This is a genomic window from Actinosynnema sp. NPDC050436, from assembly GCF_040655415.1.
GTDB lineage: Bacteria > Actinomycetota > Actinomycetes > Mycobacteriales > Pseudonocardiaceae > Actinosynnema.
Genome location: NZ_JBFAJV010000002.1, coordinates 378,096 through 399,001 on the forward strand (window position 1 = coordinate 378,096; position 20,906 = coordinate 399,001).

The 20,906-nt window shown below is 74.6% G+C and carries 18 protein-coding genes; 10 read left to right on the plus strand and 8 right to left on the minus strand.

The window, feature by feature from the left end; genetic code table 11:
• Nucleotides 1-170 precede the first annotated feature (170 nt).
• On the plus strand, nucleotides 171-851 hold the full coding sequence (locus AB0I60_RS05925) for an SDR family oxidoreductase (protein WP_360726086.1): 681 nt from the start codon (nucleotides 171-173) through the stop codon (nucleotides 849-851).
• 24 nt (nucleotides 852-875) lie between these two features.
• On the opposite strand, the gene AB0I60_RS05930 is transcribed toward AB0I60_RS05925, so the two are convergent.
• Nucleotides 876-1,502 (minus strand): maleylpyruvate isomerase family mycothiol-dependent enzyme, encoded by a 627-nt coding sequence (locus AB0I60_RS05930; protein WP_360726087.1) that lies wholly within the window; start codon nucleotides 1,500-1,502, stop codon nucleotides 876-878.
• Nucleotides 1,503-1,787: 285 nt separating this feature from the next.
• On the opposite strand from AB0I60_RS05930, the gene AB0I60_RS05935 reads away from it, so the two are divergent.
• The 8 genes from AB0I60_RS05935 (at nucleotide 1,788) to AB0I60_RS05970 (ending at nucleotide 10,158) form a co-directional block, all read left to right on the plus strand.
• Complete coding sequence (locus AB0I60_RS05935; protein ID WP_360726088.1) at nucleotides 1,788-2,363, plus strand: dihydrofolate reductase family protein; 576 nt, start codon at nucleotides 1,788-1,790, stop codon at nucleotides 2,361-2,363.
• A 150-nt stretch (nucleotides 2,364-2,513) separates the two neighbouring features.
• Complete coding sequence (locus AB0I60_RS05940; RefSeq protein WP_360726089.1) at nucleotides 2,514-4,274, plus strand: Xaa-Pro dipeptidyl-peptidase; 1,761 nt, start codon at nucleotides 2,514-2,516, stop codon at nucleotides 4,272-4,274.
• 93 nt (nucleotides 4,275-4,367) lie between these two features.
• A complete protein-coding gene (locus tag AB0I60_RS05945) occupies nucleotides 4,368-5,210 on the plus strand; it encodes a metalloregulator ArsR/SmtB family transcription factor (RefSeq protein ID WP_360726090.1) in 843 nt (280 codons plus the stop codon).
• Nucleotides 5,207-5,806 carry a dihydrofolate reductase family protein gene (locus AB0I60_RS05950; RefSeq protein WP_360726091.1) on the plus strand — a complete coding sequence of 200 codons (600 nt, stop codon included), beginning with the start codon at nucleotides 5,207-5,209 and terminating at the stop codon, nucleotides 5,804-5,806. Before AB0I60_RS05945 ends, AB0I60_RS05950 begins: the two co-directional genes overlap by 4 nt.
• Nucleotides 5,807-6,114: 308 nt before the next feature.
• Nucleotides 6,115-8,070, plus strand: coding sequence for a metallophosphoesterase family protein (locus AB0I60_RS05955; protein WP_360726092.1), 1,956 nt, complete (start codon nucleotides 6,115-6,117; stop codon nucleotides 8,068-8,070).
• Between the two features lie 77 nt (nucleotides 8,071-8,147).
• On the plus strand, nucleotides 8,148-9,176 hold the full coding sequence (locus AB0I60_RS05960) for a DUF916 domain-containing protein (RefSeq protein WP_360726093.1): 1,029 nt from the start codon (nucleotides 8,148-8,150) through the stop codon (nucleotides 9,174-9,176).
• Nucleotides 9,177-9,308: 132 nt separating this feature from the next.
• On the plus strand, nucleotides 9,309-9,725 hold the full coding sequence (locus AB0I60_RS05965) for a PRC-barrel domain containing protein (protein ID WP_360726094.1): 417 nt from the start codon (nucleotides 9,309-9,311) through the stop codon (nucleotides 9,723-9,725).
• 103 nt (nucleotides 9,726-9,828) lie between these two features.
• A complete protein-coding gene (locus AB0I60_RS05970; protein WP_360726095.1) occupies nucleotides 9,829-10,158 on the plus strand; it encodes a plasmid stabilization protein in 330 nt (109 codons plus the stop codon).
• Between the two features lie 41 nt (nucleotides 10,159-10,199).
• Here AB0I60_RS05970 and AB0I60_RS05975 read toward each other — a convergent pair whose 3' ends face one another.
• Nucleotides 10,200-11,603, minus strand: a complete 1,404-nt coding sequence (locus tag AB0I60_RS05975; RefSeq protein WP_360726096.1) for an amidase family protein — start codon at nucleotides 11,601-11,603, stop codon at nucleotides 10,200-10,202.
• A 51-nt stretch (nucleotides 11,604-11,654) separates the two neighbouring features.
• Between AB0I60_RS05975 and AB0I60_RS05980 the strand changes: the two genes are divergently transcribed.
• Nucleotides 11,655-12,242, plus strand: coding sequence for a TetR family transcriptional regulator (locus AB0I60_RS05980; protein WP_360726097.1), 588 nt, complete (start codon nucleotides 11,655-11,657; stop codon nucleotides 12,240-12,242).
• A gap of 16 nt (nucleotides 12,243-12,258) precedes the next feature.
• Here AB0I60_RS05980 and AB0I60_RS05985 read toward each other — a convergent pair whose 3' ends face one another.
• The 6 genes from AB0I60_RS05985 to AB0I60_RS06010 form a co-directional block, all read right to left on the minus strand.
• The gene (locus tag AB0I60_RS05985) at nucleotides 12,259-14,007 is read right to left on the minus strand and encodes an ATP-binding cassette domain-containing protein (RefSeq protein ID WP_360726098.1); all 1,749 of its coding nucleotides are present in this window, start codon (nucleotides 14,005-14,007) and stop codon (nucleotides 12,259-12,261) included.
• On the minus strand, nucleotides 14,004-16,598 hold the full coding sequence (locus AB0I60_RS05990) for an ATP-binding cassette domain-containing protein (RefSeq protein ID WP_360726099.1): 2,595 nt from the start codon (nucleotides 16,596-16,598) through the stop codon (nucleotides 14,004-14,006). The genes AB0I60_RS05985 and AB0I60_RS05990 overlap by 4 nt, the downstream gene beginning before the upstream one ends.
• Nucleotides 16,598-17,302 carry a hypothetical protein gene (locus tag AB0I60_RS05995; RefSeq protein ID WP_360726100.1) on the minus strand — a complete coding sequence of 235 codons (705 nt, stop codon included), beginning with the start codon at nucleotides 17,300-17,302 and terminating at the stop codon, nucleotides 16,598-16,600. Before AB0I60_RS05995 ends, AB0I60_RS05990 begins: the two co-directional genes overlap by 1 nt.
• 90 nt (nucleotides 17,303-17,392) lie before the next feature.
• The gene (locus AB0I60_RS06000; protein WP_360726101.1) at nucleotides 17,393-18,358 is read right to left on the minus strand and encodes a hypothetical protein; all 966 of its coding nucleotides are present in this window, start codon (nucleotides 18,356-18,358) and stop codon (nucleotides 17,393-17,395) included.
• A gap of 91 nt (nucleotides 18,359-18,449) precedes the next feature.
• Entirely contained in the window at nucleotides 18,450-19,406 is a 957-nt protein-coding gene (locus AB0I60_RS06005; RefSeq protein ID WP_360726102.1) for a DMT family transporter, read from the minus strand.
• Nucleotides 19,403-20,857: an AMP-binding protein gene (locus AB0I60_RS06010; protein WP_360726103.1), complete on the minus strand. Its 1,455-nt coding sequence runs from the start codon at nucleotides 20,855-20,857 to the stop codon at nucleotides 19,403-19,405. The genes AB0I60_RS06005 and AB0I60_RS06010 overlap by 4 nt, the downstream gene beginning before the upstream one ends.
• Nucleotides 20,858-20,906: the final 49 nt, after the last annotated feature.

Consider the following 20,906-nt stretch of genomic DNA (forward strand, 5'->3'; position numbering starts at 1 on the left):
GCGTCGGCGCGCACCCCCGTTCTCGGCGTCAACCACTCGATAGAGGGACATTCGCCGGCAGTCGGCGACGGCGCGTGATCAGGACGCGGCGGACCCCTGCGCCCGGGAGTTGTGACCGGGCACCCGGTGGCCCAGGGTGGGGGACGACTGATCGAGCGAAGGAGGGGCACGTGGGCCGAGGTGTGCTCGTCACCGGTGGCAGCCGGGGCATCGGGGCGTCCGTCGCGGCGGCGTTCCACGACCTCGGCGACCGGGTGGTGGCCCTGTCGTCGGCGGACGTGGACCTGGCCGACCCGGCGTCCGTCGCGCGCGCCGTGGAGTCCTCCGCCGACGCGCTCGGCACGATCGACGTGCTGGTCAACAACGCGGGCCTGGTCGAGTACGGGTCGGTGTTCGACAAGTCGTACGAGGAGTGGCAGTCGCTGTGGCGGCGGACGTTCGACGTGAACGTGTTCGGCGCGGCCAACATGTCGTACTGCGTCGCGCGGCACATGGTCGAGCGCGGGGTGCGCGGGCGGATCGTGAACGTCGGCTCGCGCGGCGCTTTCCGGGGTGAACCGGGGATGCCCGCGTACGGCGCGAGCAAGGCCGCGCTGCACTCGGTGGGGCAGTCGTTGGCGCTCGTGCTCGCGCCGCACGGGATCGCGGTGGCGACCGTGGCCCCCGGTTTCGTGGCGACCGAGCGGGTGGCCGACCTGGTGACCGACGAGGTCCGCCGGCAGAGCCCGTTCGGCCGGGTGGCCCAACCCGAGGAGGTCGCCGCCGCCGTCGTCTACCTCGCGTCACCGCAGGCCGAGTGGGCCTCCGGGACCGTCCTCGACCTCAACGGCGCGTCCTACCTGCGGACGTAGGGCTGTCTGCGGGAGCGCCGGGGGTCAGGCCGGCGTCGCCAGGGCGGCCAGCCCCGGGCCCGTCAGCTCGTCCAGCGCCACCCGCCGGCCGTGGACGCCGAGCAGGAGCGCCAGCGCGGGGCCGGTGACCTCCGGACCGTCGCCGAGGGACAGGTCCGCGTCGGTCGCGGTGAGCCGGATGCCCGTCACCAGCTCCTTCGCCCCGCCGAACGACGCGGGCGTGCTCGTCTGGTACTCCAGCGCCCGGACGAGGGCCTCGCGCGGGTAGGCGCGGGTCAGGCCCAGCGGGCGGCGGATGTCCTCGCCGTGCACGACCTCCTCCGCCAGCCGGCTGTTCAGCGGCGCCGGGGGAGTCGAGGTCCGGGTCACCACCCGGCGGAGGCGTTCCAGCGCCTCCTGCGGGGTGGCACCGCGCTCACGGGCCACGCCGCGCGCGTTCAGGCGGTCGAAGTCGAACCGGGCGCGCACGAGACCGGCCACGAAGCCGAGGCGGGTCGTGCGCGCGGTGTCGACCAGGTGGGCGACAACGTCGTGCACGGTCCAGCCGTCGCACAGCGACGGCGTCTCCCACCGCGCGCCCTCCACGGCGGTGAGGTCTTCCACCAGCGCGGCCCGCTCCGCGTGCACCAACGTCCAGACGGCGTTCGCCACGGCTCCTCCTTCGTCGCACCCGGGTGTTCGCCGACTGGGACCCCGGGCAGGGCCGGAAATCGTCGCAGGGTGACCGGCGTCACGTTCGGCGGGTCGGTCGGCGTCCGCTCCCGGTCGTCGCGCACGATGCCCACCACTGCGGTGGGTGGTGCGCCGCCGCAGGTCCGAGCGGTCGGCGGCCGTGCACGCGGTCGGCGGCGAAAAGTTTCCGGACGGGTGTCGATTGCGGCGGCGCTCGTTCGACGCACCGGTGACAGCAGGCAGAACCGACCGAGGAGCACCCCGATGCGCACCCTGATCGCCACCGCGTTCGTCTCGCTCGACGGCGTGGTCGAAGCACCCGGCGGGGAACCGGGCTACCGGAACTCCGGCTGGACCTTCCAGGACGTCGAGTTCGACCCGGCCGCCTACGAGCTCAAGGAGCGCGAGCAGGCCGAGTCCTCGGCGATGCTGCTGGGCCGGGTCAGCTACCAGGCGTTCGCCCCCGTCTGGCCGGGCATGACCGAGGAGTTCCCCGCCTACAACGCCATGCCGAAGTACGTCGTGTCGACCACGTTGCGGGAGGAGGACCTGGTGACCAACTGGGGCGAGACCACCGTCCTCCGGTCGCTGGACGACGTCGCCGCGCTCAAGGAGGGCGACGGCGGGCCGATCATCGTGCACGGCAGCGCCACGCTCGGCCGCGCCCTGTCCGACGCCGGTCTCGTCGACCGCCACCACCTGCTGGTCTTCCCGGTGCTGCTGGGCGCGGGCAAGCGGCTGTTCAGCGGCACCGACAAGGACAAGCAGAACCTCCGGCTGGTGGAGAGCGGGTCCTACTCCAACGGCGTGCAGAAGCTGGTCTACGACGTCGTCCGCTGATCCCGGCGGGGCCGGGGTGTGAACGTGCCGGTCCTTTCGGACGGGGTTCGCGGTCTGTCGTCCGGGTGAGGAGGTGCGCGAGACTGGAGGCACGCCGCCGTGCATCTCCACTCGCGCCCCGCGCGCGAGTCCCTGCGAAGGAGACCTGCGATGGCACCTCCCCCTGGCTCGCTGCGGTCACGCGCGCGCCGTCGTCCGCTGGAGTGCGCGGTCGGGCTCGGCCTGGCCGCCCTGCTCGCCACCACGGGCGCACCCGCCGCGCACGCCGCCCCGGCACCGCCGGCCGCCGCCGCCGTCGAGCAGCGCGTCTTCGTCGAATCGTCGGTCGACAGCGACCGCGACGGCCGGCCCGACCGGATCGCGCTCGACATCGCCCGCCCGTCCGGGACGGGCCGCTACCCCGTGGTGTTCGAGCACAGCCCCTACCGGACGCCGCTGGGCTCGCCCGCGATGCACCAGGTGAACGTCGACCGGCTGCCGCAGGAGGGCCTGTTCGGCACGGCCGGCGCGCACCGGGACGGCTCGGCGCGCGTGGCGTCGCCGAACCTGCCCGGCTGGCTGGACGACTACTTCGTGCCGCGCGGCTACGCGGTCGTGCTCGGGCACAGCATCGGGACCGGCGCGTCCGAGGGGTGCCCGACCAGCGGGGACCAGCAGGAGGCGTTGGCGGGCAAGGCCGTCGTGGACTGGCTCAACGGCCGGGCGCGCGGCTTCGACAGCTCCGGCCGCGCGGTGACCGCGTCGTGGAGCGACGGCAACGTCGGCATGACCGGCATCTCCTACAACGGCGCGCTGCCGAACATGGTGGCCACGACCGGGGTCGCGGGTCTCAAGACCATCGTCCCGATCGCCGCGCCGACGAACTGGTACGACTACTACCGCGCCAACGGGCTGGTGGTCGCGCCGGGCGGGTACCAGGGCGAGGACGCCGACGTGCTGGCCAAGGCCGTGGTCACCCGCGCCGGGTGCGCGGACGAGATCGCCGGGCTCACCCAGCGCCAGGACCGCGTGACGGGCGACTACAACGCCTTCTGGGACGAGCGCAACTACACCCGCCTGGCCGGGCAGGTGAAGGCGAGCGTGTTCGTCGTGCACGGGCACTCGGACTGGAACGTCAAGGGCTCGCACTACGCGCAGTGGTGGGACGCCCTGCGGCGGCACGACGTCCCGCGCAAGATCTGGCTGCACCGGGGCGGTCACGGCGCACCGTCGCGCGCGGACTACCAGTCGACGCTGCTGCGCTGGTTCGACTACTGGCTCAAGGGCACCGACAACGGCATCATGCGCGAGCCGGTCGCCGAGGTGGAGCACAACGACGGCTGGCGCAAGCTCGCCGACTGGCCCGACCCGGCCGCCCGGCCCACGGCGCTGCACCTGGTGGCGACGTCGGCCACCGCGCCGGGCCGCCTCACGCCCGCCCCGGCGGCCGGTGTGGCGCAGGCGTTCGAGGACCAGGGCCGCACCCGGACGGCGGCGCAGCTCGTCGCCCGGCCCGACGCCGCCGACCCGAACCGGCTGGTGTTCCGGTCGGACCCGCTGACCGCCGCGTCCCGCCTGTCCGGGGTGGTCGCGGTCTCCCTGCGGCTGGCGGTGGAGAACCGGGACGACGCCAACGTGACGGCGCTGCTGGTCGACTGCGGGCCGGTCGGCAGCACCGCCGCGCCGGTGGTCGTGACGCGCGGCTGGATCGACCCGCAGAACCGCGACTCGGCCTCGGCCGGTGCGAAGGTGGTGCGCGGGCAGGAGTACGACCTGCGCTTCTCCTTGGAGCCCAAGGACTACGCGTTCGCGGCAGGGCGGCGGATCGGCCTGGTGGTCGTCTCCACCGACTACGACTACACCTTGCGGCCGGCCGCCGGCACCCGGCTGCGCCTGGCCGGCGGGTCGGTGGTGGTGCCGCTGACCGGCTGACCGGGGTGTCGCCGCTCCGGTGCGTCGAGCAGCGGGCCGGAGCGGCGACGTATTCCTTGACGCGAATATTCTGGGTGGTGAATACTTCGGGGCGTGGACGAGATCGCCTCAGCCCTCGGGGACGCCGCGCGGTGGCGGTTGCTGGAACTGCTCGCCGAGCGGCCCCGCTCGGTGGGGGAGCTGGCCGAGCTGACCGGCGCGCGCCAACCGCAGACCACCAAGCACCTCCAGACCCTCGCCCGCGCGGGCCTGGTCAGCGTGCACCCGCTCGGGCAGCGCCGCGTCTACGCGGTCGAGACCGCGCCGCTGGCCGCCCTCGCCGACCGGGTGCGCGACCTGGTCGGCACGGCCGAGGCGCACGCCGGCGAGCGGGACGTCCTCGCCCGGTACCGGGCCGCCATCGAGGCGGAGGCCGCGCTCGCCGACCGCGACCGGTGGGCGGACGGCCGCACCTTCGCGTTCGACCGCGTGCTGGCCGCCCCTCCGGACGTCGTCTGGCGGCACTGGGTCGACCCGGACCTGCTCGCCTCCTGGTGGGCCCCGCCGTCGATGACGGTCACCGAGTGCCTGCTCGACGCGCGCGAGGGCGGGGCGGCGGTGCTGGAGTACCGGGACGCCGAAGGCCGCTACCGCTCCGAGGGCACCGTCCACGCCGCCGTCGAGCCGGAGCGCCTCGCGTTCCACCTCTCGGTGCTGGACGCGGCGGGCGGGATCTCGTTCACCGGGCACTACGACCTCGCGCTGGACGCCGACCCGGGCGGCACGCGCCTGCACCTCGACCTGCGCATCACCGACACGGCGGTGGACGCCGTCCCGCACATCGCCGGGATCGGCACCGGGTGGGACCGGGTGCTCGACCACCTCGCCGCCGTCGTCGGCGGACACCCGCGCGCCACCCCGGCGTCGCGGCCGGAACGGAGGAAGACCGGGACATGAGCGACACGACAACCCGCCGGGTGACCGCCAACCTGAGCATCACCCTCGACGGGCGCTACGACGGTCCGGGCGGGCCCGGCGACCTCGGCGCGATCCTCCCGTACGCGACCACGGAGGTGGCGCGGCGGCACCTGGCCCGCATCTGGGAGAACGCGTCCACGGCGGTGCTGGGCCGGCTCAACGCCGAGGGCTTCCTCGGCTACTGGCCCACCGTCGCCGCCGACGAGGACGCCGACCCGCGCGATCGCGGGTACGCGAAGTGGTTGGTGGACGTGGAGAAGGTGGTCTTCTCCACGACGTCGACCGAGTCGCCGTGGGACCGCACCCGCCTGGTGAACGCGCCCGCCGCCGAGGTGATCAGCGGCCTGAAAGCCGCCGGTGGCGGCGAAATCCTGGTCAACAGCAGCCCGAGCGTCATCACCGCGCTGCTGGCGGTGGACCTGGTGGACCGGCTGTACCTCATGGTGTGCCCGGAGATCGCCGGCGGCGGGCGGCGGCTGTTCGAGGACGGTCTGCCGGCGTCGAAGTGGGTGCTGACCCACCACGAGACCGGCGAACTCGGTGAGACCGCGATGGTCTACGACCGCGCGCGCTGACCAAGTCCATTGTGGACATGAGGGCGGCCGGGTGTCGAGGTGCCCGGCCGTCTGTCCCCGTAGTGCTCCAGGGGGGCGTGAAGCCGTTGTGGCCGTGGGGGTTCGCGGTCACGCTGGTGGTATGGACCAATCGCGGTCCGTGGTGGGTCACCGCCCGTGTCCGAGCACATCCCCCGCGTGCTCGTCTGCGCATGTGCGCATCTGTCCGGGAATGGTCATCCCCTGTTTCCTGAGCGTTCCTCAACTCGTGGGGGTTGGCGTGCGAGCGTCTGGCACGCACCACCCCGACCAAAGGAGCACTCCGCAGCATGTCTTCTCAGCAGCCGAAACGCGGTGCGCGCAGAGCCTCGCGCACCGTCGTGGCCGCCGCCGTCATCGGTTCGGTGGTGGCGGGAGCGCTCGCGTCGGCCGGCACCGCGTCGGCCCAGACGTCGAACGTCAGCCGGGTCATCCTCACCCCGACCGCCACGCCGAGCGACTCGCAGAGCTTCACCTGGCGCAGCACCACCGCCGGCGGCGGGACCGTGCAGCTGCGCCCCGCAGGCGGCACCGCGACCGACATCGCGGCCACCGCCGTGGACACCAGCTCCCTCTCCGGCGTCGACTACACCCACTACTCGGCCACCGCCACCGGTCTCAGCGCGGACACCGCCTACGAGTACCGCGTCGGCAGCGGCGACGAGTGGAGCCGGTGGCGGCCGTTCCGCTCGGCCGCCAAGGGCGCGAAGCCCTTCGAGTTCTTCTACTACGGCGACGCCCAGATCGGCCTGGACTCCACCTGGCCGGCCGTCGTCGCCGCCGCGAACGCCAAGGCGCCGAACGCGGCCGGCAGCGTGCACGCGGGCGACCTGATCGACAGCAGCACCCAGGTCCAGTGGACGAGCTGGTTCAACGGCATGGGCGAGAGCGCGGCCACCACGCAGGTGCTCGCCGCGCCCGGCAACCACGAGTACAGCGGCGACAGCGCGCTGCGCAACTGGAAGATGAACTTCGAGTACCCGGCCAACCACCCGAACCTGGGCACCATCGGCGCGCTGGCCGACCGCGCCAAGGGCGACACCGACGCCGCCCGCCAGACGGCGGCCTACTTCGCGCACTGGGACAACGTCGCCCGCGAGACGGTGTACTTCAGCGACTTCCAGGACGTCCGCTTCATCACGCTCAACGCCACCCAGAGCACCGGCTACCTGCGCCCGGCCACCCTGCCGGCGTGCTCGGTCGCGTGCCCGGACGCCGCCTCGCTGTGGGTCGAGTTCCAGGCCGCGTGGTTGGACCACATCCTGGCGCACAACCCCAACAAGTGGTCCGTGGTGACCTTCCACCAGCCGGTCTACAGCACCTCGACCGGCCGTGACGAGCCGATCCTGCGCGCCAACTGGGTGCCGGTGTTCGAGAAGCACAACATCGACCTGGTGCTGATGGGCCACGACCACACCTACGCCCGTGGCTTCAAGAACAGCGACGCCAGTGGCACGCCCGGCATCACCACCGGCCCCGTGTACGCCGTCAGCAACTCCGGCGCGAAGCACTACACGCTCGCCCCGGCCGACGACAACGTGTGGACCCGCAACGGGGCGACCCAGGTCCGCCGTGGCCAGGGCGTCACCACCTACCAGGTGATCTCGGTCAACGGCGACACCGTCACCTACCGGTCCTACGTGGCCGAGAAGACGGCCACCTCGCCCGAGCCGGAGAAGGTCGGCGACCTGTACGACACCTTCACCATCACCAAGCGCGGCGGCATCAAGCACGTCACCGAAGCCGGTGTCGAGCCGCCGGCGGCCGACGGCGAGCAGCGGGTCAAGGTGACCGTGCCGGAGCGCGCGCCGGGCGAGCTCGTGTGGAGCATCGACGGCGGCAACGGCGTGGTCGACCTCGGCACCGCGAAGGAGTCCGGCGACCACTTCGCCGCCACCGGCTCCCTCAACCCGGTGCGGGTGACCGACACCCGGCTCAACGGGCCGCAGTGGTCGCTGTCCGGCCAGGTCGGCGACTTCACCTCGGCCGGCAAGACGTTCAGCGGCAAGTACCTGGGCTGGACGCCGTACCTCGGCGGCAACGACGGCGGTGCCGTCCCCGGTGCCGAGGTCGTCACCGGCTTCGCCTCCGGCAACGGCCTGTCGCAGTCGGCCACCCTGGGCAGCGCCCCGGTCGGCCACGCCGGCGGGTCGTCGGTCCTGCGCGCCGGTCTGGACCTGAAGCTGCCGGTCACGGTCGCCGACGGCACCTACCGCGCGACCCTCACCCTGACCGCCCTGGGCTGAGCCCGTTCCCGCACTCCCCGGTGGGGCGGCGCGATCGCGCCGCCCCACCTCCTACGTCCGCCCCCTGGAGAACCCCGATGCCCCGCCCGCTGCTCGTCCTCGTCCTGGCCGTGTTCGCGCTGGTCACCGTCGCCGCACCCGGTGCCGCCGCCGCCCAGACCCAGGACCCGGTGACGTGGGGGGTGCGCCCGGCGGCCGGCACCGACCACGGCGACAACCGCCCCAACTACAGCTACACGGCCGAGCCGGGCAGCACCGTCCGGGACGCGGTGGCCGTGGCCAACCACGGCGACCGGCCGATCAGCCTGCTGCTCTACGCGGCGGACGGCTTCACCACGGCCAGCGGCCAACTCGACCTGCGCCCGCGTGCCGAGAAGCCCTCCGGGCTGGGCGCGTGGGTCACGCCCGCCCAGTCCCAGGTGGAGATCCCGGCGCGGTCGGCGGTGGAGGTCCCGTTCACCATCGCCGTGCCCGCCGACGCCGGGCCGGGGGACCACAGCGGCGGCATCGTCACGTCGCTGGCCGTGCCCGAGCAGTCGGGCGGCGTGAGCGTCGACCGGCGCCTGGGCACCCGGATCCACCTCCGCGTCGCCGGCGAGGCCAAGCCGGTCCTGGCGATCGGCGACCTGTCGGTCGACTACCGGGGCAGCGCCAACCCGATCGGCTCGGGGTCGGCGACGGTGCGCTTCCGGGTGTCCAACACCGGAAACCTGCGGATGAGCGCGGAGCAGGAGGTGTCCGTCGAGGGCCTGTTCGGGCTGGGCGGCCGGCAGCAGGCGCTCACCGTGCCGGAACTGCTCCCGGGCGCGCACCTGGACTTCACCGTGGAGGTGGAGGAAGTGGCGCCCTTCGTCCGGCTCGACGCGACGGTCCGCCTCGCACCCCGCGTGGAAGGGTCGGCCGGCACCGCGAACCCGGAGGCGGTGACGGCCACCGCGAGCGCGTGGGCCGTGCCGTGGAGCGCGTTGCTGGTGCTGGTCCTGCTCGTGGGCCTGTTCTCGGTGTGGCGGTGGCGAACCCGCCGGCGCGGGGCCACGACCGACCGGCGGATCGCCGAGGCGGTCGAGGAAGCCCTCCGCGCGGACCGCGCGCCCGCCGACCGGTAGTTCCCGGCCCTGTCCTTTGCGGACAGTCGCGGGTGATCGTCCGTGCGGTGGCCCCGGCCGGTGAAAGAGGTGTTCAGCGGGCCTCTTCGGCGGGTAACCCGGAACGGACATCGGCCGACGCGGGAGGACGAGATGGAACCTTTTGCCTTCACCCCTTGGGCGTGGCGCGACCCGGCCTGGTTGCCGTTGGCCGTCGAGGGCGCCCGTGGTGACGCGGACGGCACGCGGCCGGACGCCGACCTGGTGGGCTACCACGTGGAAGCCACCGACGGCGGCATCGGCAAGGTGGACTCGCACAACCCCGAGGTGCCGGACGGCTGCCTCCTGATCGACACCGGGCCGTGGATCTTCGGCCGCACGGTCGTGCTGCCCGTCGGCATCGTCCAGCGGGTGGACCACGAGGAGCGCCTGATCCACGTCGACCGCACCAAAGACCAGATCAAGGCCGCGCCGGAGTACGACCCGCACTCGTTCGAGAGCGACGACTTCCGCCACCGCACCCACGCCTACTACACCGAGACCTACCGGCTCGTCCCGCCGATGCTGTGACGCAGCCGCTGCCGCCACACCTGACGGTGGCGCTCCGGTGGGAGGAGTCGGGTGTGGTCGGCGGCCGAGCGGGGTAATCGGTTGTTCGGAACGGAGGTTTGCCATGCCACGCGGATCGAACGCCAAGCGGGAACGCCAGTACGAGCACATCAAGGACTCGGTCGAAGGACGCGGCGAGTCGCCCAAGCGCGCCAAGGAGATCGCCGCCCGCACGGTGAACAAGAACCGGGCGCGGGCGGGCGAGTCGAAGACCGCCAGCCGGTCGTCCACACAGGACATCTCCTCGCAGCGCCGGGGCGGCCTGCGCTCGGGCAACCGGCAGGGACCGCAGGGCCCCACGCGCGACCAGCTCTACAACGAGGCCAAGAAGCGCAACATCAAGGGCCGTTCCACGATGACCAAGAAGGAGCTCGCCTCCGCCCTCGGCCGCTGAGGGACCACTCGTCCTCGCCGCCACCGGCCTGCGGTGCGTTCTCAGGTGCGTGCCGCGACCTGCGGCCGGCGCACGGGGCCGAGGACGCCGAAGCGCGCCTCCAGTTCGCGGGCAGCGGTCAGGCAGACGTCTTCCCGGTGGTGCGGGCCGATCACCTGCACGCCGAGTGGCTGCCCCGCGCCCACACCCGTCGGCACGGCCACGGCGGGCACGCCGACGCAGGTGGTCGCGGTGCACAAGCGCATCCCGAACATCACCCGCAGGCCGTCGTCCGGGTCGAACGGGTCGGCGTCGAACGGCCGCCAGGTGTAGACCGGGCCGAGGAGCACCGGGTAGCGCTGGGCGAAGGCGGCCCACTCGCGCATGGCGCCGAACCGGGTGGCCGTCGCCTCCAGGTAGTCGTCCAGGGTGGCCGGCGGGTGCCGGGCCAGGGACAGCTCCATGTGCTGGGCGGACTCGGGGGTGAGCAGCGGGCGGATCGCCGGCCAGCGGCGGCCGAACTCGGCGGTGATCAGCGTGCCGTACGCGGTGAGCGCGTCCGCGAACCGGGGCGGCTCGGCCTCCTCGACCTCGTAACCCGCGTTGGCCAGCGCGTCGGCCGCCCTCTCGACCTCGGCCCGCACCTCCGGGTCGACGCCCAGCCCGGCCGGGTCCGCGCACACGGCCACCCTGCGGGGCAGCGCCGGCAGCGGGCCGCCGTGCGGGATGGTCCTCGCGTCGCCCGGGTCGGTGCCCGCCAGCACGTCGAACGCCCGCGCCAGGTCGGCCACGTTCCGCGCGACGGGGGCGTCGGTCGGGAACAGTTGGGAGGCGAGCGTAGGGTCGCCGCCGACCCGGTGGTCCGCCGCGATCCTGCCGTAGCCGGGCTTGAGGCCGGCGACCCCGCAGAACAGGGCGGGCAGCCGGATCGAGCCGCCGGAGTCGTTGCCCACGCCGAGCGCGGCCATGCCGGTCGCCACGGCGACCGCGTCACCGCCGCTGCTGCCGCCGGGGGTGCGGATCGCGCCGTGCGGGTTGACCGTCTCGCCGAACATCTGGCTGACTGTGACGTTGCCGGCGATCGCCAGGTCCGCCGTGTTGGCGTGCCCGACGAGGATCGCCCCGGCCGCGCGCAGCCTGCGCACGGCGGGCGCGTCGGCGTGCGCCATGGCGTCGCGGAAGTGCGGCACGCCGTGGGTCGTGGGGTGGCCCGCCACGTCGATGTTGGCCTTCACCGTCACGGGCACGCCCGCGAGTGGGCCGGGGTCCTCGCCGGCGCGGACCGCGTGGTCGACCCGCTCCGCCTCGGCGGTCGCCTCGTCGAAGACCGCCGCGACCGCGTTCACCACCGGGTTGACCTCGGCGATCCGCGCCAGGTGGGCGGCCACCACCGCGCGGGCGCTCACCTCGCCCGTCCGGACCGCGCGGGCGATCGCCTCGGCGGACCACGTCCAGATCTCGTCCATGCCGTCAACATACAGATCTGTATTTGAATGCACTCCTGTATATTCGTGGCCGTGGCCCGCCTCTCCCGCGCCGACAACCGCGCGCTGACCAAGGAACGCCTGCTGACCGCCGCCGCCGAGCTGTTCGCCGAACGCGGCGTCAACGGCACGTCGTTGGAGCAGATCGCCGAACGCGCCGGCTACACCCGTGGTGCGATCTACAGCAACTTCCCGGACAAGAACGCGATCGCGCACGAGTTGCTGCTGCGGCGCACCCGCGAGGAGGCCGAGGAGGTGCGCGCCCTCGGCGGCGACTTCGACGCCCTGCGCCGCTGGAACCGCGAGCGCGCCGAACACCTGCCGGCGTGGCTCTCCCTCCGGCTCGAACTGGTCCTGCACGCGCTGCGCGACCCCGCCGGCAGGCCGCCCCTGGCCCAGCGCGAGACCTTCGCCCGGCAGACCATCGCGGCCGGCCTCTCGGCGGGCGGCACGGCCGACCCGGACTTCCTGGCGCTGATCATCCACGCGCTGGAGGACGGCCTGCTGATCCAGCACCTGCTCACCCCGGACACCGTGCCGGCGGACGTGGTGGTGGACGCGGTGGAGTACCTGCTCAGGCCCCCGGCCACCCCGCCGGCGGATGAGCGGCGCGCGGAGTAGCGCCGTGATCCCGGCGTCAGGCCGGCGCGGCCGACCCGGTCTCCCGGCCGACCCGCCAGGCGGCGCTGCGCTCGTGGTGGGCGCGGAACTCGGCGAAGCGGCCTCCCCGGGCCGTCAGCTCGGCGGGGGTGCCCTGCTCGACCAGTGCGCCGTCCTCCAGGTAGAGCACGCGGTCGGCGGTGCGGACGGCTCCGAGCCGGTGGGCGACGACGACCCGGGTCCGGTCGCGCGGGTCGGCGGTCAGGGCCTCGGTCACGGCGGCCTCGTTCTCGGTGTCCAGGGCGCTGGTGGCCTCGTCCACGAGCAGGATCGGGGCGGGGCTGAGCAGGGCGCGGGCGATCGTGACGCGCTGGCGCTCGCCGCCGGACAGCGCCGCCCCGGCCTCGCCGACCGGCGTGGACCCCTCGACCACCCGGTCGACGCGGGCCAGGGCGGCGGCGCGGTCGACGGCCGCGTCGTCGGCGGTCGGGTCACCGGCGCGGATGTTGTCCCGGACGCCGCCGTCGAACAGGTACGGGTGCTGGAAGACCATGCTGCACAGGCGTCGGCGCGCGGCCGGGGGCAGCGCGGTCGCGTCCTGGCCGTCGATCAGGATCCGGCCGCCGTCGGGCTGGTGCAGCCCCGCGAGCAGGGCCAGCACCGTGCTCTTGCCCGACCCGGACGGGCCGACGACCGCCGTGGTGGTGCCCGGTTCGAGGGTGAACGACAGGCGGTCGACCACGGGCGTGCCGCCGTAGCCGAACGTGACGTCGCGGAACTCGACGCGCGGTGCGCCGGCGACCTCGATCGCCCCCTCCGCCCCCGGTTCCGCGTCGGCGGTGCGCACGGCGCGGATGTCGGCCAGCGTGCCCCGGACCGTCTCCAGCGCGGGGGCCAGCTCGGACAGGGTGGTGAACGGCTCCACGAACCGCACGGCCACCACGAGCAGCGCCACGGCCTCCGGGCCGGGCAGGTCGCCGCGCACCGCCAGGACGGCGGTCGTCCCCGCCAGGAGCACGAGCGCGAGCTGGGCGGCCACGCCGAACAGCAACTGGCCCGGCACCTGGAGGAGCAGCAGCCGCAGGGTCGTGCCCCGCTGGGCGGTGACCGCGTCGCCCGCCGCGCTGCGGGCCGGGTCGACCCGGCGGGCCGCGCGCAGCGCCTGCTGGGTGCGGGCGAACTCCAGCACCCGCTCGGTCAGCGCGCTGTGCGCGCGGGCGTCGGCGGCGTCGGCCGCGCGGCTGATCCGGTTGCCCGCCCACAGCGCGACCAGCAGCGCGGGCAGCGCCAGGACGGCGGCCACGCCCACCGGCCACGCGGCGACCAGCAGCCCGGCGGCCAGGGCGACCGGCAGCAGCACGGCGCTGAGCAGCGGCGTGAGCAGGTTGACGACCAGGCCGACCAGTTCCGGACCGCCCGCCGCGAGGGCCCGCCGCGCGGTCGCCGTCCGCTCCCCGGTGAACCAGCCGAGGGGGATGCGGGTGACGCGCTCGGCCGTGTCCCGGTGGGTCCGGTCGAGCAGCGCGAAACCGAGGGCGAACCCGTGCCGGGACAGGGCGGTGTCCACGGCCCACGCGAGCGCGGTGACGGCGGTCAGCGCGCCCAGCCACCCGAAGGCGTCCGCCGGGGTCGTCGAGAACAGCGCCGACACCAGCGGGAGCAGCAGCAGGCAGCTCGCCGCGCGCAACGCCGTCGAGACGACCGCGAGCACCGCGTACCGTCCTGCTCGCCCCCGCTCCTGCGCCGGGATCAGGTCGATCAGGGTGCGGATCACGGTGCCGATCACCGGGGTACCTCCACTCGGGCGGGCGCGCGGTGGCCGTCCCACAGCGCCCGGTAGCGCCCGGCGGCGGCGTGCAGCGCGGCGTGGGTGCCGGTCTCCACCACGCGCCCCCGGTCCAGCACGACGATCAGGTCGGCGTCGGTGACGGTGTGCAGCCGGTGCGCGACGACCAGGACCGTGCGGTCCCGGGTGAGCCGGCTCAGCGCCTGCTGTACCAGGAACTCCGACTCCGGGTCGGCGAACGCGGTCGCCTCGTCCAGGACGAGCACCGGGGTGTCGGCGAGCAGCGCGCGGGCGATGGTGACCCGCTGGCGCTCGCCGCCGGACAGCGGGGCGTCCGCGCCGACCACCGTGGCGTAGCCCCGGGGCAGCCGGAGGATCCGGTCGTGCACCAGGGCCTGCCGGGCGGCGGCCTCGACCTCGGCGTCGGTGGCGTCCGGGCGGGCCAGCGCGATGTTGTCGCGCAGCGTGCCCCGGACCAGCTGCGCGTCCTGGAACACGAACCCGACCTGCCGGTAGAGCTCGTCGGAGGTCAGCGAGCGGACGTCCCGGCCGCCGACCCGGACCGCGCCCGACCCGACGTCGTGGAACCGGGCGAGCAGGCCCGCCAGCGTGGACTTGCCGGAGCCGGACGGGCCGACCAGCGCGGTGACCGTGCCGGGCCGCAGGGTCAGCTCCACGTCGTGCACGACGGGGTGGCCGGGCCGGTAGCCGAAGGACACCCGGTCGAAGTGGACCGTGCCCGGTGCGGCGTCGCGCGGCGCGGACTCCCCGGTGACCAGCTCCGCCTCGCCCAGGGCGACCGCGATGCGCCGGGCGGCCGACACGCCCGCGCGGACCCCGCCGAGGCCGTAGCCGATGCCCAGCAGCCGCGCGCCGAACGTCGTGCCCAGCAACAGGAACGGCAGCAGCGCGGCCGGGTCGAGCGCGCCGCCCACCACCATCGGCGTGCCGGCGGCGGCGATCAGCCACAGGAACGTGGTCGGCCGGGTCACCAGGTCGATGAACGTCTTCCTGCCGGTGAACGGCCGCTGCCAGTCCGCCAGGAACGCGGTGTGGTCGGCGAGCGCGCGGCGGAACGACGACGCGGCCACGCCGAACACGCGGATCACCGGCTGCCCGTCGAGGTAGGCCGCCGACTCGGCGGTCATCCGCTCCGCCCACCGCGCCGCCTCGGCGATCTTCGGCCCGCTCTGGGCCATCATCCCGGCGAACGCGACCAGGTAGACCAGGACGGGCACGAGCAGGACCAGGGCGAGCCGCCAGTCCACGGCGAACAGGTACACCAGCACGGCGACCGGCGCGACGACGGCCGCGACGGCGTCCGGGATGGCGTGCGTGACCAGGGAGTGCAGCGCGAGCGTGTCGTCCTGCACCAGGTTCTTCACCGACCCGGAACCGCGCCGGGTGAACCAGCCCAGCGGCAGCCGGGCGAGCTTGGCGAGCAGCCGGCGGCGCACGTCCGCGCCGAACCGGGCGTCCACGACGTGCAGCCACAGCATGAGCGCGCTGCCCAGCGCGGTGCCGGTCGTGAGCAGGACGAGGAACGCGATCCCGATGTCCCGCAGGCCCCCCGCGCCCGCTCCGGCGAGCAGCAGGCGGGCCAGGTCGACCAGCACCACGAACGGCGCGAGCTGGAGCAGCGTGATGACCGCCTGGAGCGCGCCGGCCGCGACGATGGTCCGCTTGACCGGCGCGAACAGCTCACCGGCGGCCTGCGACCGCCAACGGCCCGCCGGCACCGTCCTGTCCGGTGGGGGCCCGGCCGGTGCGGGTTCCGGTGCTCCGGCAGCGGTCCCGCCGACGGCGGTGTCGGTGCCCACGGGGCCGGTCTCCGGGGTTCCGGTGCGGCGCAACGATCCCATCGCCCGGCCGTGCGCCCAGTACGCCTGCGCGTGCAGGTCGGTCTTGGGGAAGCCGAACCGCTCGCGCAGCAGCTTGCGGAGGTGCTTGAGGCTGCCGGTCTCGGTGGCGACCCAGGCGTACCAGTCCGACCAGTCGCGGTCCTCGATCGCGGCGGCCAGCGAGGTCTCGCCCCGGCGGGGCACGCGGTGCACCCGCAGCCCGGGGTGCTCGGCGAGCGGGATCAGCTCGTCCTCGGCGTGCTGCTGCTCCAGGTACAGCTCCACGGCGGCGTCGGCGGGCAGCACGGCCAGGATGCCGTTCACGGCCGGGACGGACGCGGGGTCGCCGATCAGCAGGTACCCGGCGGGCGGCGGGTCGGGCGGCGCGAAGCGGGACGAGCCGAACGAGGTGACCGCGACCGTCGCGCCGGGCCGCGCGGCGAGCACCCACGCCGTCGCCGGTCCGGCTGGCTCGTGCAGCACGACGTCCACGGCGAACTCGCCGCTGTCCCGGTCCGCCCACACCACCGTGTACGCCCGCTGGTGCTCCCGGTCCGAGCCGGTGTGGTCGGGGAACCAGAACCGCAGCCACCCGGCGGGCTCCGGCGCCAGCCCCTCGACCAGGTCGGGCGCGGACAGCCGCACCCGGACGAAGTGCGGCGCGACGCGCGACACCCCGACGACGGTCGCCACGTGGTCGCGCGCGCCGAACCCGCGCAGGACGGCTCCCTGGAACCCCCGCGCCGCCATCAGCGCCCACCTCCCGGCAGGCCCAGCGCGGCGGTGATCTCGGCGACCGAGCGGCCCGCCGGCGCGGTGGTGAGGATGCCGCCCAGGCAGGCGGTGATCACCAGGCGGAAGTAGGTGTCGGTGCCGATGTCGGGGAAGTTCGCGTGCGCCTCGGCGAGCAGGTCGCTCGACCCGAGCAGCCGGCGGGTCTCGGCGACCTGCCGCTCGAACCCGGGCGTGTCGGCGATGCCCCGCCGCTGCTGCTCCTCGGCGGCGGCCAGGCTGATCGCCAGCAGGGCGACCGTGCTGCACACCACCGCCGCCGCGTCGGGCCGGTGGCCCCGGCGGACCAGCGCGGCGATCCCGCCCTCCAGCAGCGCCGCGCCGGCGCGACCGCGCGGGAACAGGACCTGGAGGTAGCCGGACATGCCCGGGTGGTCGAGCACGAAGTCCCGGAGCTGGACGGCGAAGGACACCAGGTGCCCGGCGACGTCGTGGGCGGGGTCGTCCACGACGCGCAGCTCCGCCAGGACGCTCTCCCCGACCAGCGTCTCCAGCCCGAACCTGCCGTCGACGTGCCGGTAGAGCGCGGTCGGCGTGACCCCGAGCGCGGTCGCCACGCCCTGCACGGTCAGCTCGGCCAGGCCGATGGCCCGGCCGGCCCGCTCGATGTCGGCCGCGCCGATCCGCGAGGGCCGGCCACCCACCCGTCCCCGTGACGACACCTGCGCACCCCCGAAGTTAGGTAACCCTTTGTTAGGGGCGTAACTTAGCCTCGGAGGTGCGCGGATGTCCAGTGCGGATGTCCCCCTCGCTCACTTCACCAGGGTGAACAGCTCCCCGCCGCCGCCGATCGCCTCGGCGGCCCGGCCGATCTTGAGCGTGCCGTCGTCCGGGGCGACCACCCGCACCACGTCGGGCTGGTCGGCGGGCACCTCGGCCGTCGCGCCGGGGAACACCGCCGCCCACGTCGGCGAGGCGAGCCGCTCGCGCACCCGGCGGAGGTGGGCCTCGGCGTCGCGGGTGGGCGTGCACACCACCTCGGACGGCTTCCCGTCCACCACCCGCACGCCCGCGCCGACGAAGGGCTGGTACGACGGCCGCTGCACCAGCGCCGCCGTCACCTCGCCCAGGCACCGCGCCAGGCCCGCCAGCCCCCGGTCGGCCAGCAGCGACGAGCCCGGGTCGTCGGTCCAGCTCACCGCCGTCGCCGCCGTGGTGTGCTCGAACCTCTCCGGCCCCACCCGCACCTGGTTGAAAGCCTTCGCGAACTCCCTGCGCGCCAACGGCGAGCCGGGCGCGGCCCCGTCCACCCCGGTGAGCCACGACGTGACGCCGTCCTTCGAGTCGCCCTTCTGCGCGGACAGCGCCTCGAACTTCGCGTTGACCGCCGCCACGTCGAAGTCCGACCGCAGCACGCCGATCCGCTCGCCCACCACGGTCACCCGCAGGGCCTGCCGCGACTTCCTCGGGTCCACGCCGATGATGTCGGCCAGCGCCGCCGAGTGCGCGTGCAACGGCCCGTAGCCGTAGCCCTCCAGCGAGACGAACCGGCCATTGCGCGCCACCAGTTCCCGCACGGCGGCCCCGTCCCCGTACTCCACCCGGATCACGGCGGGGTCGGCGGCCGTGACCCACGTCAGGGCCGTGGCGAGCCCGGTCGCCGGCACGGGGGACGTGCCGGCGACCGACGTCGGGGCCGTGTCGGGTGCCGGTGCACCGGAACAGCCCGCCACCACGACGCCCAGCACCGCCGCCACTGCGGCCACTCGTCGTCTCATCGGCCACACGCTAGCGACACCGGGCGCCCCTTGTCGCCGCATCCCGGGGCCGCGCGGAAACTTCCGCACGGCCCCGGAACCGCCGCCGCGGTCACGGTTCCCGCGAGGACCGCCCCTGCCCGGCCGGCGAGTCGGCCCCCTGCGGAGCCGTGCCCGGCCGCTTCGCGGCGGGCGGTCCCGTCCGGGAGACGGCGACACCCACCAGGCACAGCAGCCCGCCCAGCACGGCGACCGGAGCGGGCACCTCGCCCAGCAACAGCCACGACAGCAGCACCACGATCGCGGGCACCGCGTACGTCGTCACCCCGAGCTTCCCCGTGGTGGAGCGGGACAACGCGTACGCCCACGTGCAGAACGCCACCGCCGTGGGCAGCAGACCCAGGTACACCACGGAAGCGGTCGCCGAGGCGGGAGCGGTCGCCACGTCGTCGACGAGCTGCCCGGCGAACGGCAGGCACGCCACCGCGCCGACCGCGCACCCGGCCGTGGTGACCTGCAACGCCGACGCGTGCGCCAGAGCGGGCTTCTGCGCCACCACGCCCACCGCGTACCCGACAGCGGCGAGCAGGCACAGCAGCACCCCCGACGTGGTCGACGGCCCGTGGTCGCCGGACAGCCCGACCGCCACCGTGCCCGCGAACGCGATCGCCAACCCGGCCACCAGCCGCGCCGGCAGGCCCTCCTTGAGCACCGAGCCCGCCAAGACCGCCGCCAGCACCGGGCCGACGCCGACGACCAGCGCCGCCGTGCCCGCGTCGGCGTGCCGCTCACCCCAGTTCAGCGCCACCGAGTACAGCGCGAACCAGCACACCCCCGACCCGACGACACCCGGCCACGCGGCGCGCGGCGGCGGCCGGACGCCCTTCGCCACCGCCACCGCGCCCAGCGCGAGCGCACCGACCAGCAACCGGCCGAGCGCCAGCGACCCGGGCTCGTAATGCGCCCCGGCGTAACGGATGCCCACGAAGGCCGATGCCCACAGCACCACCGTCACCGCGACGGCCGCCGCACTCCTGCCGTCCACTCCGGACAGGCGATCGGCCGTCACCCGGCCAGTGCCCGGACCTCGCGCCGGCGCAGCTTCCCGCTGGGCGTCCGGGGCAGCGCGGTCACGAACACCACGTCCTCCGGCACCTTGTACCAGGTGAGCTTCTGCTTCGCGGTGTCGAGCAGTTCACCGCCGACCCGCTCCGACCGCGCCGCACCGCCCTTGAGAGCCACGTACGCGCGCAACGTCGTCACGCCGGACTCCCGGCGCACCGAGCACACCCCGGCCTCCTGCACGTCCGGGTGCCGCATCAGCAGGTCCTCGATCTCGGTGGGGTGGACGTTCTGCCCGCCGACGATCTCGACGTCGTCCACCCGGCCGTGCAGCCGCACGAAACCGTCCTCGTCCACCGTCGCCGCGTCCCCCGTGGCGTACCAACCGGTCTCCCGCGCCGGCGGGTCGTCCCCCTGCCGCACCCCGGGCGCGATCGTCGGACCGGCGACCTCCAGCAGGCCCTCCACACCCGGCGGCGTCGGTTCGCCCCGTTCGTCCACGGTCCTGACCCGGTAGGGCGGGAGCACCCGGCCGATCGTGCCGACCCGTTGCGCACCGGGCGCGTTGGAGACGGCGGCGTGCCCGATCTCCGTGCTGCCGAAGACGTTGAGCAGCCGGTCGCCCAGCACCTCGCGCACCCGCACCTCCAGGGACTCGGGCAGCACCTCGCCGCCGACCATGCCCAGCCGCAGCCCGTCCAGCGCGGCGTGGTCGGGGTGGCGCAGCAGGCGGGCGTAGAAGCTGGGCTGGCCGTAGAAGAGCGTGACGCCGTGGCGCCGCACCAGGCGCAGCGCCTCGTCCTCGGTGGCCCGCTCGCGGGTCAGCACGACCGACCCGCCCCGGTGCAGCGGCACCAGCAGCGAGTTGGCCAGCCCGAAGGCGAAGTACATGCGCGACACCGACAGCGTGACGTCCGCCGGCGTGATGCCGATGACCTCGCCGATGCCCTGCTCGTACACGGCGGGGTCGCCGTGCGCGTGGAAGCACAGCTTCGGGTCACCGGTCGTGCCGGAGGTGAACACCGCGTACGCCGGGGTGTCCGCCGTGACCTCCGCGACGGGGGCCTCCGCCGTTTCCCCGCGCAGTTCGGCCGGGTCCACCGCCGCATCGAACAACCCGGCCGAACCGGACTCGGCGACCACGAGGTCCGGCCGCGCCAACCGGGCGGCCCGCGCCAGCTCGTCCGGGTGCAGGGCACAGTTCAGGTGCACCGCCACCGCACCCAGCCGCACCGCGCCGAGGAACGCGCGCACCAGGTCGATGCCGTCGGGGAGGGCGAGCAGCACCCGGCTCCCCGGCCCCGCGCCGCGCGCGGCGAGCGCGGCGGCGAACCGCGCGGCACCGGTGTGGACGTCCTCGTAGGTGTGGACGTCGTCGCCCACGTGGTAAGCGGGAAGCGGGTTCCAGCCGTTGTCTTGCGCCCGCAGCGCCAGGTACCCGGCCAGGTTCGCGGTCATCCGGAAAGTCCCCTCGATGTCGACCGTCGTGCACGTCGGGGGTTGGCCT

What these genes read in the sequence shown, in the direction of transcription:
- AB0I60_RS05975 (WP_360726096.1), bottom strand. Translation starts at nt 11,603, where the DNA reads ATGGACGAGATCTGGACGTGGTCCGCCGAGGCGATCGCCCGCGCGGTC.
- AB0I60_RS05940 (WP_360726089.1), top strand. Translation starts at nt 2,514, where the DNA reads ATGGCACCTCCCCCTGGCTCGCTGCGGTCACGCGCGCGCCGTCGTCCG.
- AB0I60_RS05960 (WP_360726093.1), top strand. Translation starts at nt 8,148, where the DNA reads ATGCCCCGCCCGCTGCTCGTCCTCGTCCTGGCCGTGTTCGCGCTGGTC.
- AB0I60_RS05970 (WP_360726095.1), top strand. Translation starts at nt 9,829, where the DNA reads ATGCCACGCGGATCGAACGCCAAGCGGGAACGCCAGTACGAGCACATC.
- AB0I60_RS05990 (WP_360726099.1), bottom strand. Translation starts at nt 16,598, where the DNA reads ATGGCGGCGCGGGGGTTCCAGGGAGCCGTCCTGCGCGGGTTCGGCGCG.
- AB0I60_RS05935 (WP_360726088.1), top strand. Translation starts at nt 1,788, where the DNA reads ATGCGCACCCTGATCGCCACCGCGTTCGTCTCGCTCGACGGCGTGGTC.
- AB0I60_RS05950 (WP_360726091.1), top strand. Translation starts at nt 5,207, where the DNA reads ATGAGCGACACGACAACCCGCCGGGTGACCGCCAACCTGAGCATCACC.
- AB0I60_RS05955 (WP_360726092.1), top strand. Translation starts at nt 6,115, where the DNA reads ATGTCTTCTCAGCAGCCGAAACGCGGTGCGCGCAGAGCCTCGCGCACC.
- AB0I60_RS06000 (WP_360726101.1), bottom strand. Translation starts at nt 18,358, where the DNA reads ATGAGACGACGAGTGGCCGCAGTGGCGGCGGTGCTGGGCGTCGTGGTG.
- AB0I60_RS06010 (WP_360726103.1), bottom strand. Translation starts at nt 20,857, where the DNA reads ATGACCGCGAACCTGGCCGGGTACCTGGCGCTGCGGGCGCAAGACAAC.
- AB0I60_RS05965 (WP_360726094.1), top strand. Translation starts at nt 9,309, where the DNA reads ATGGAACCTTTTGCCTTCACCCCTTGGGCGTGGCGCGACCCGGCCTGG.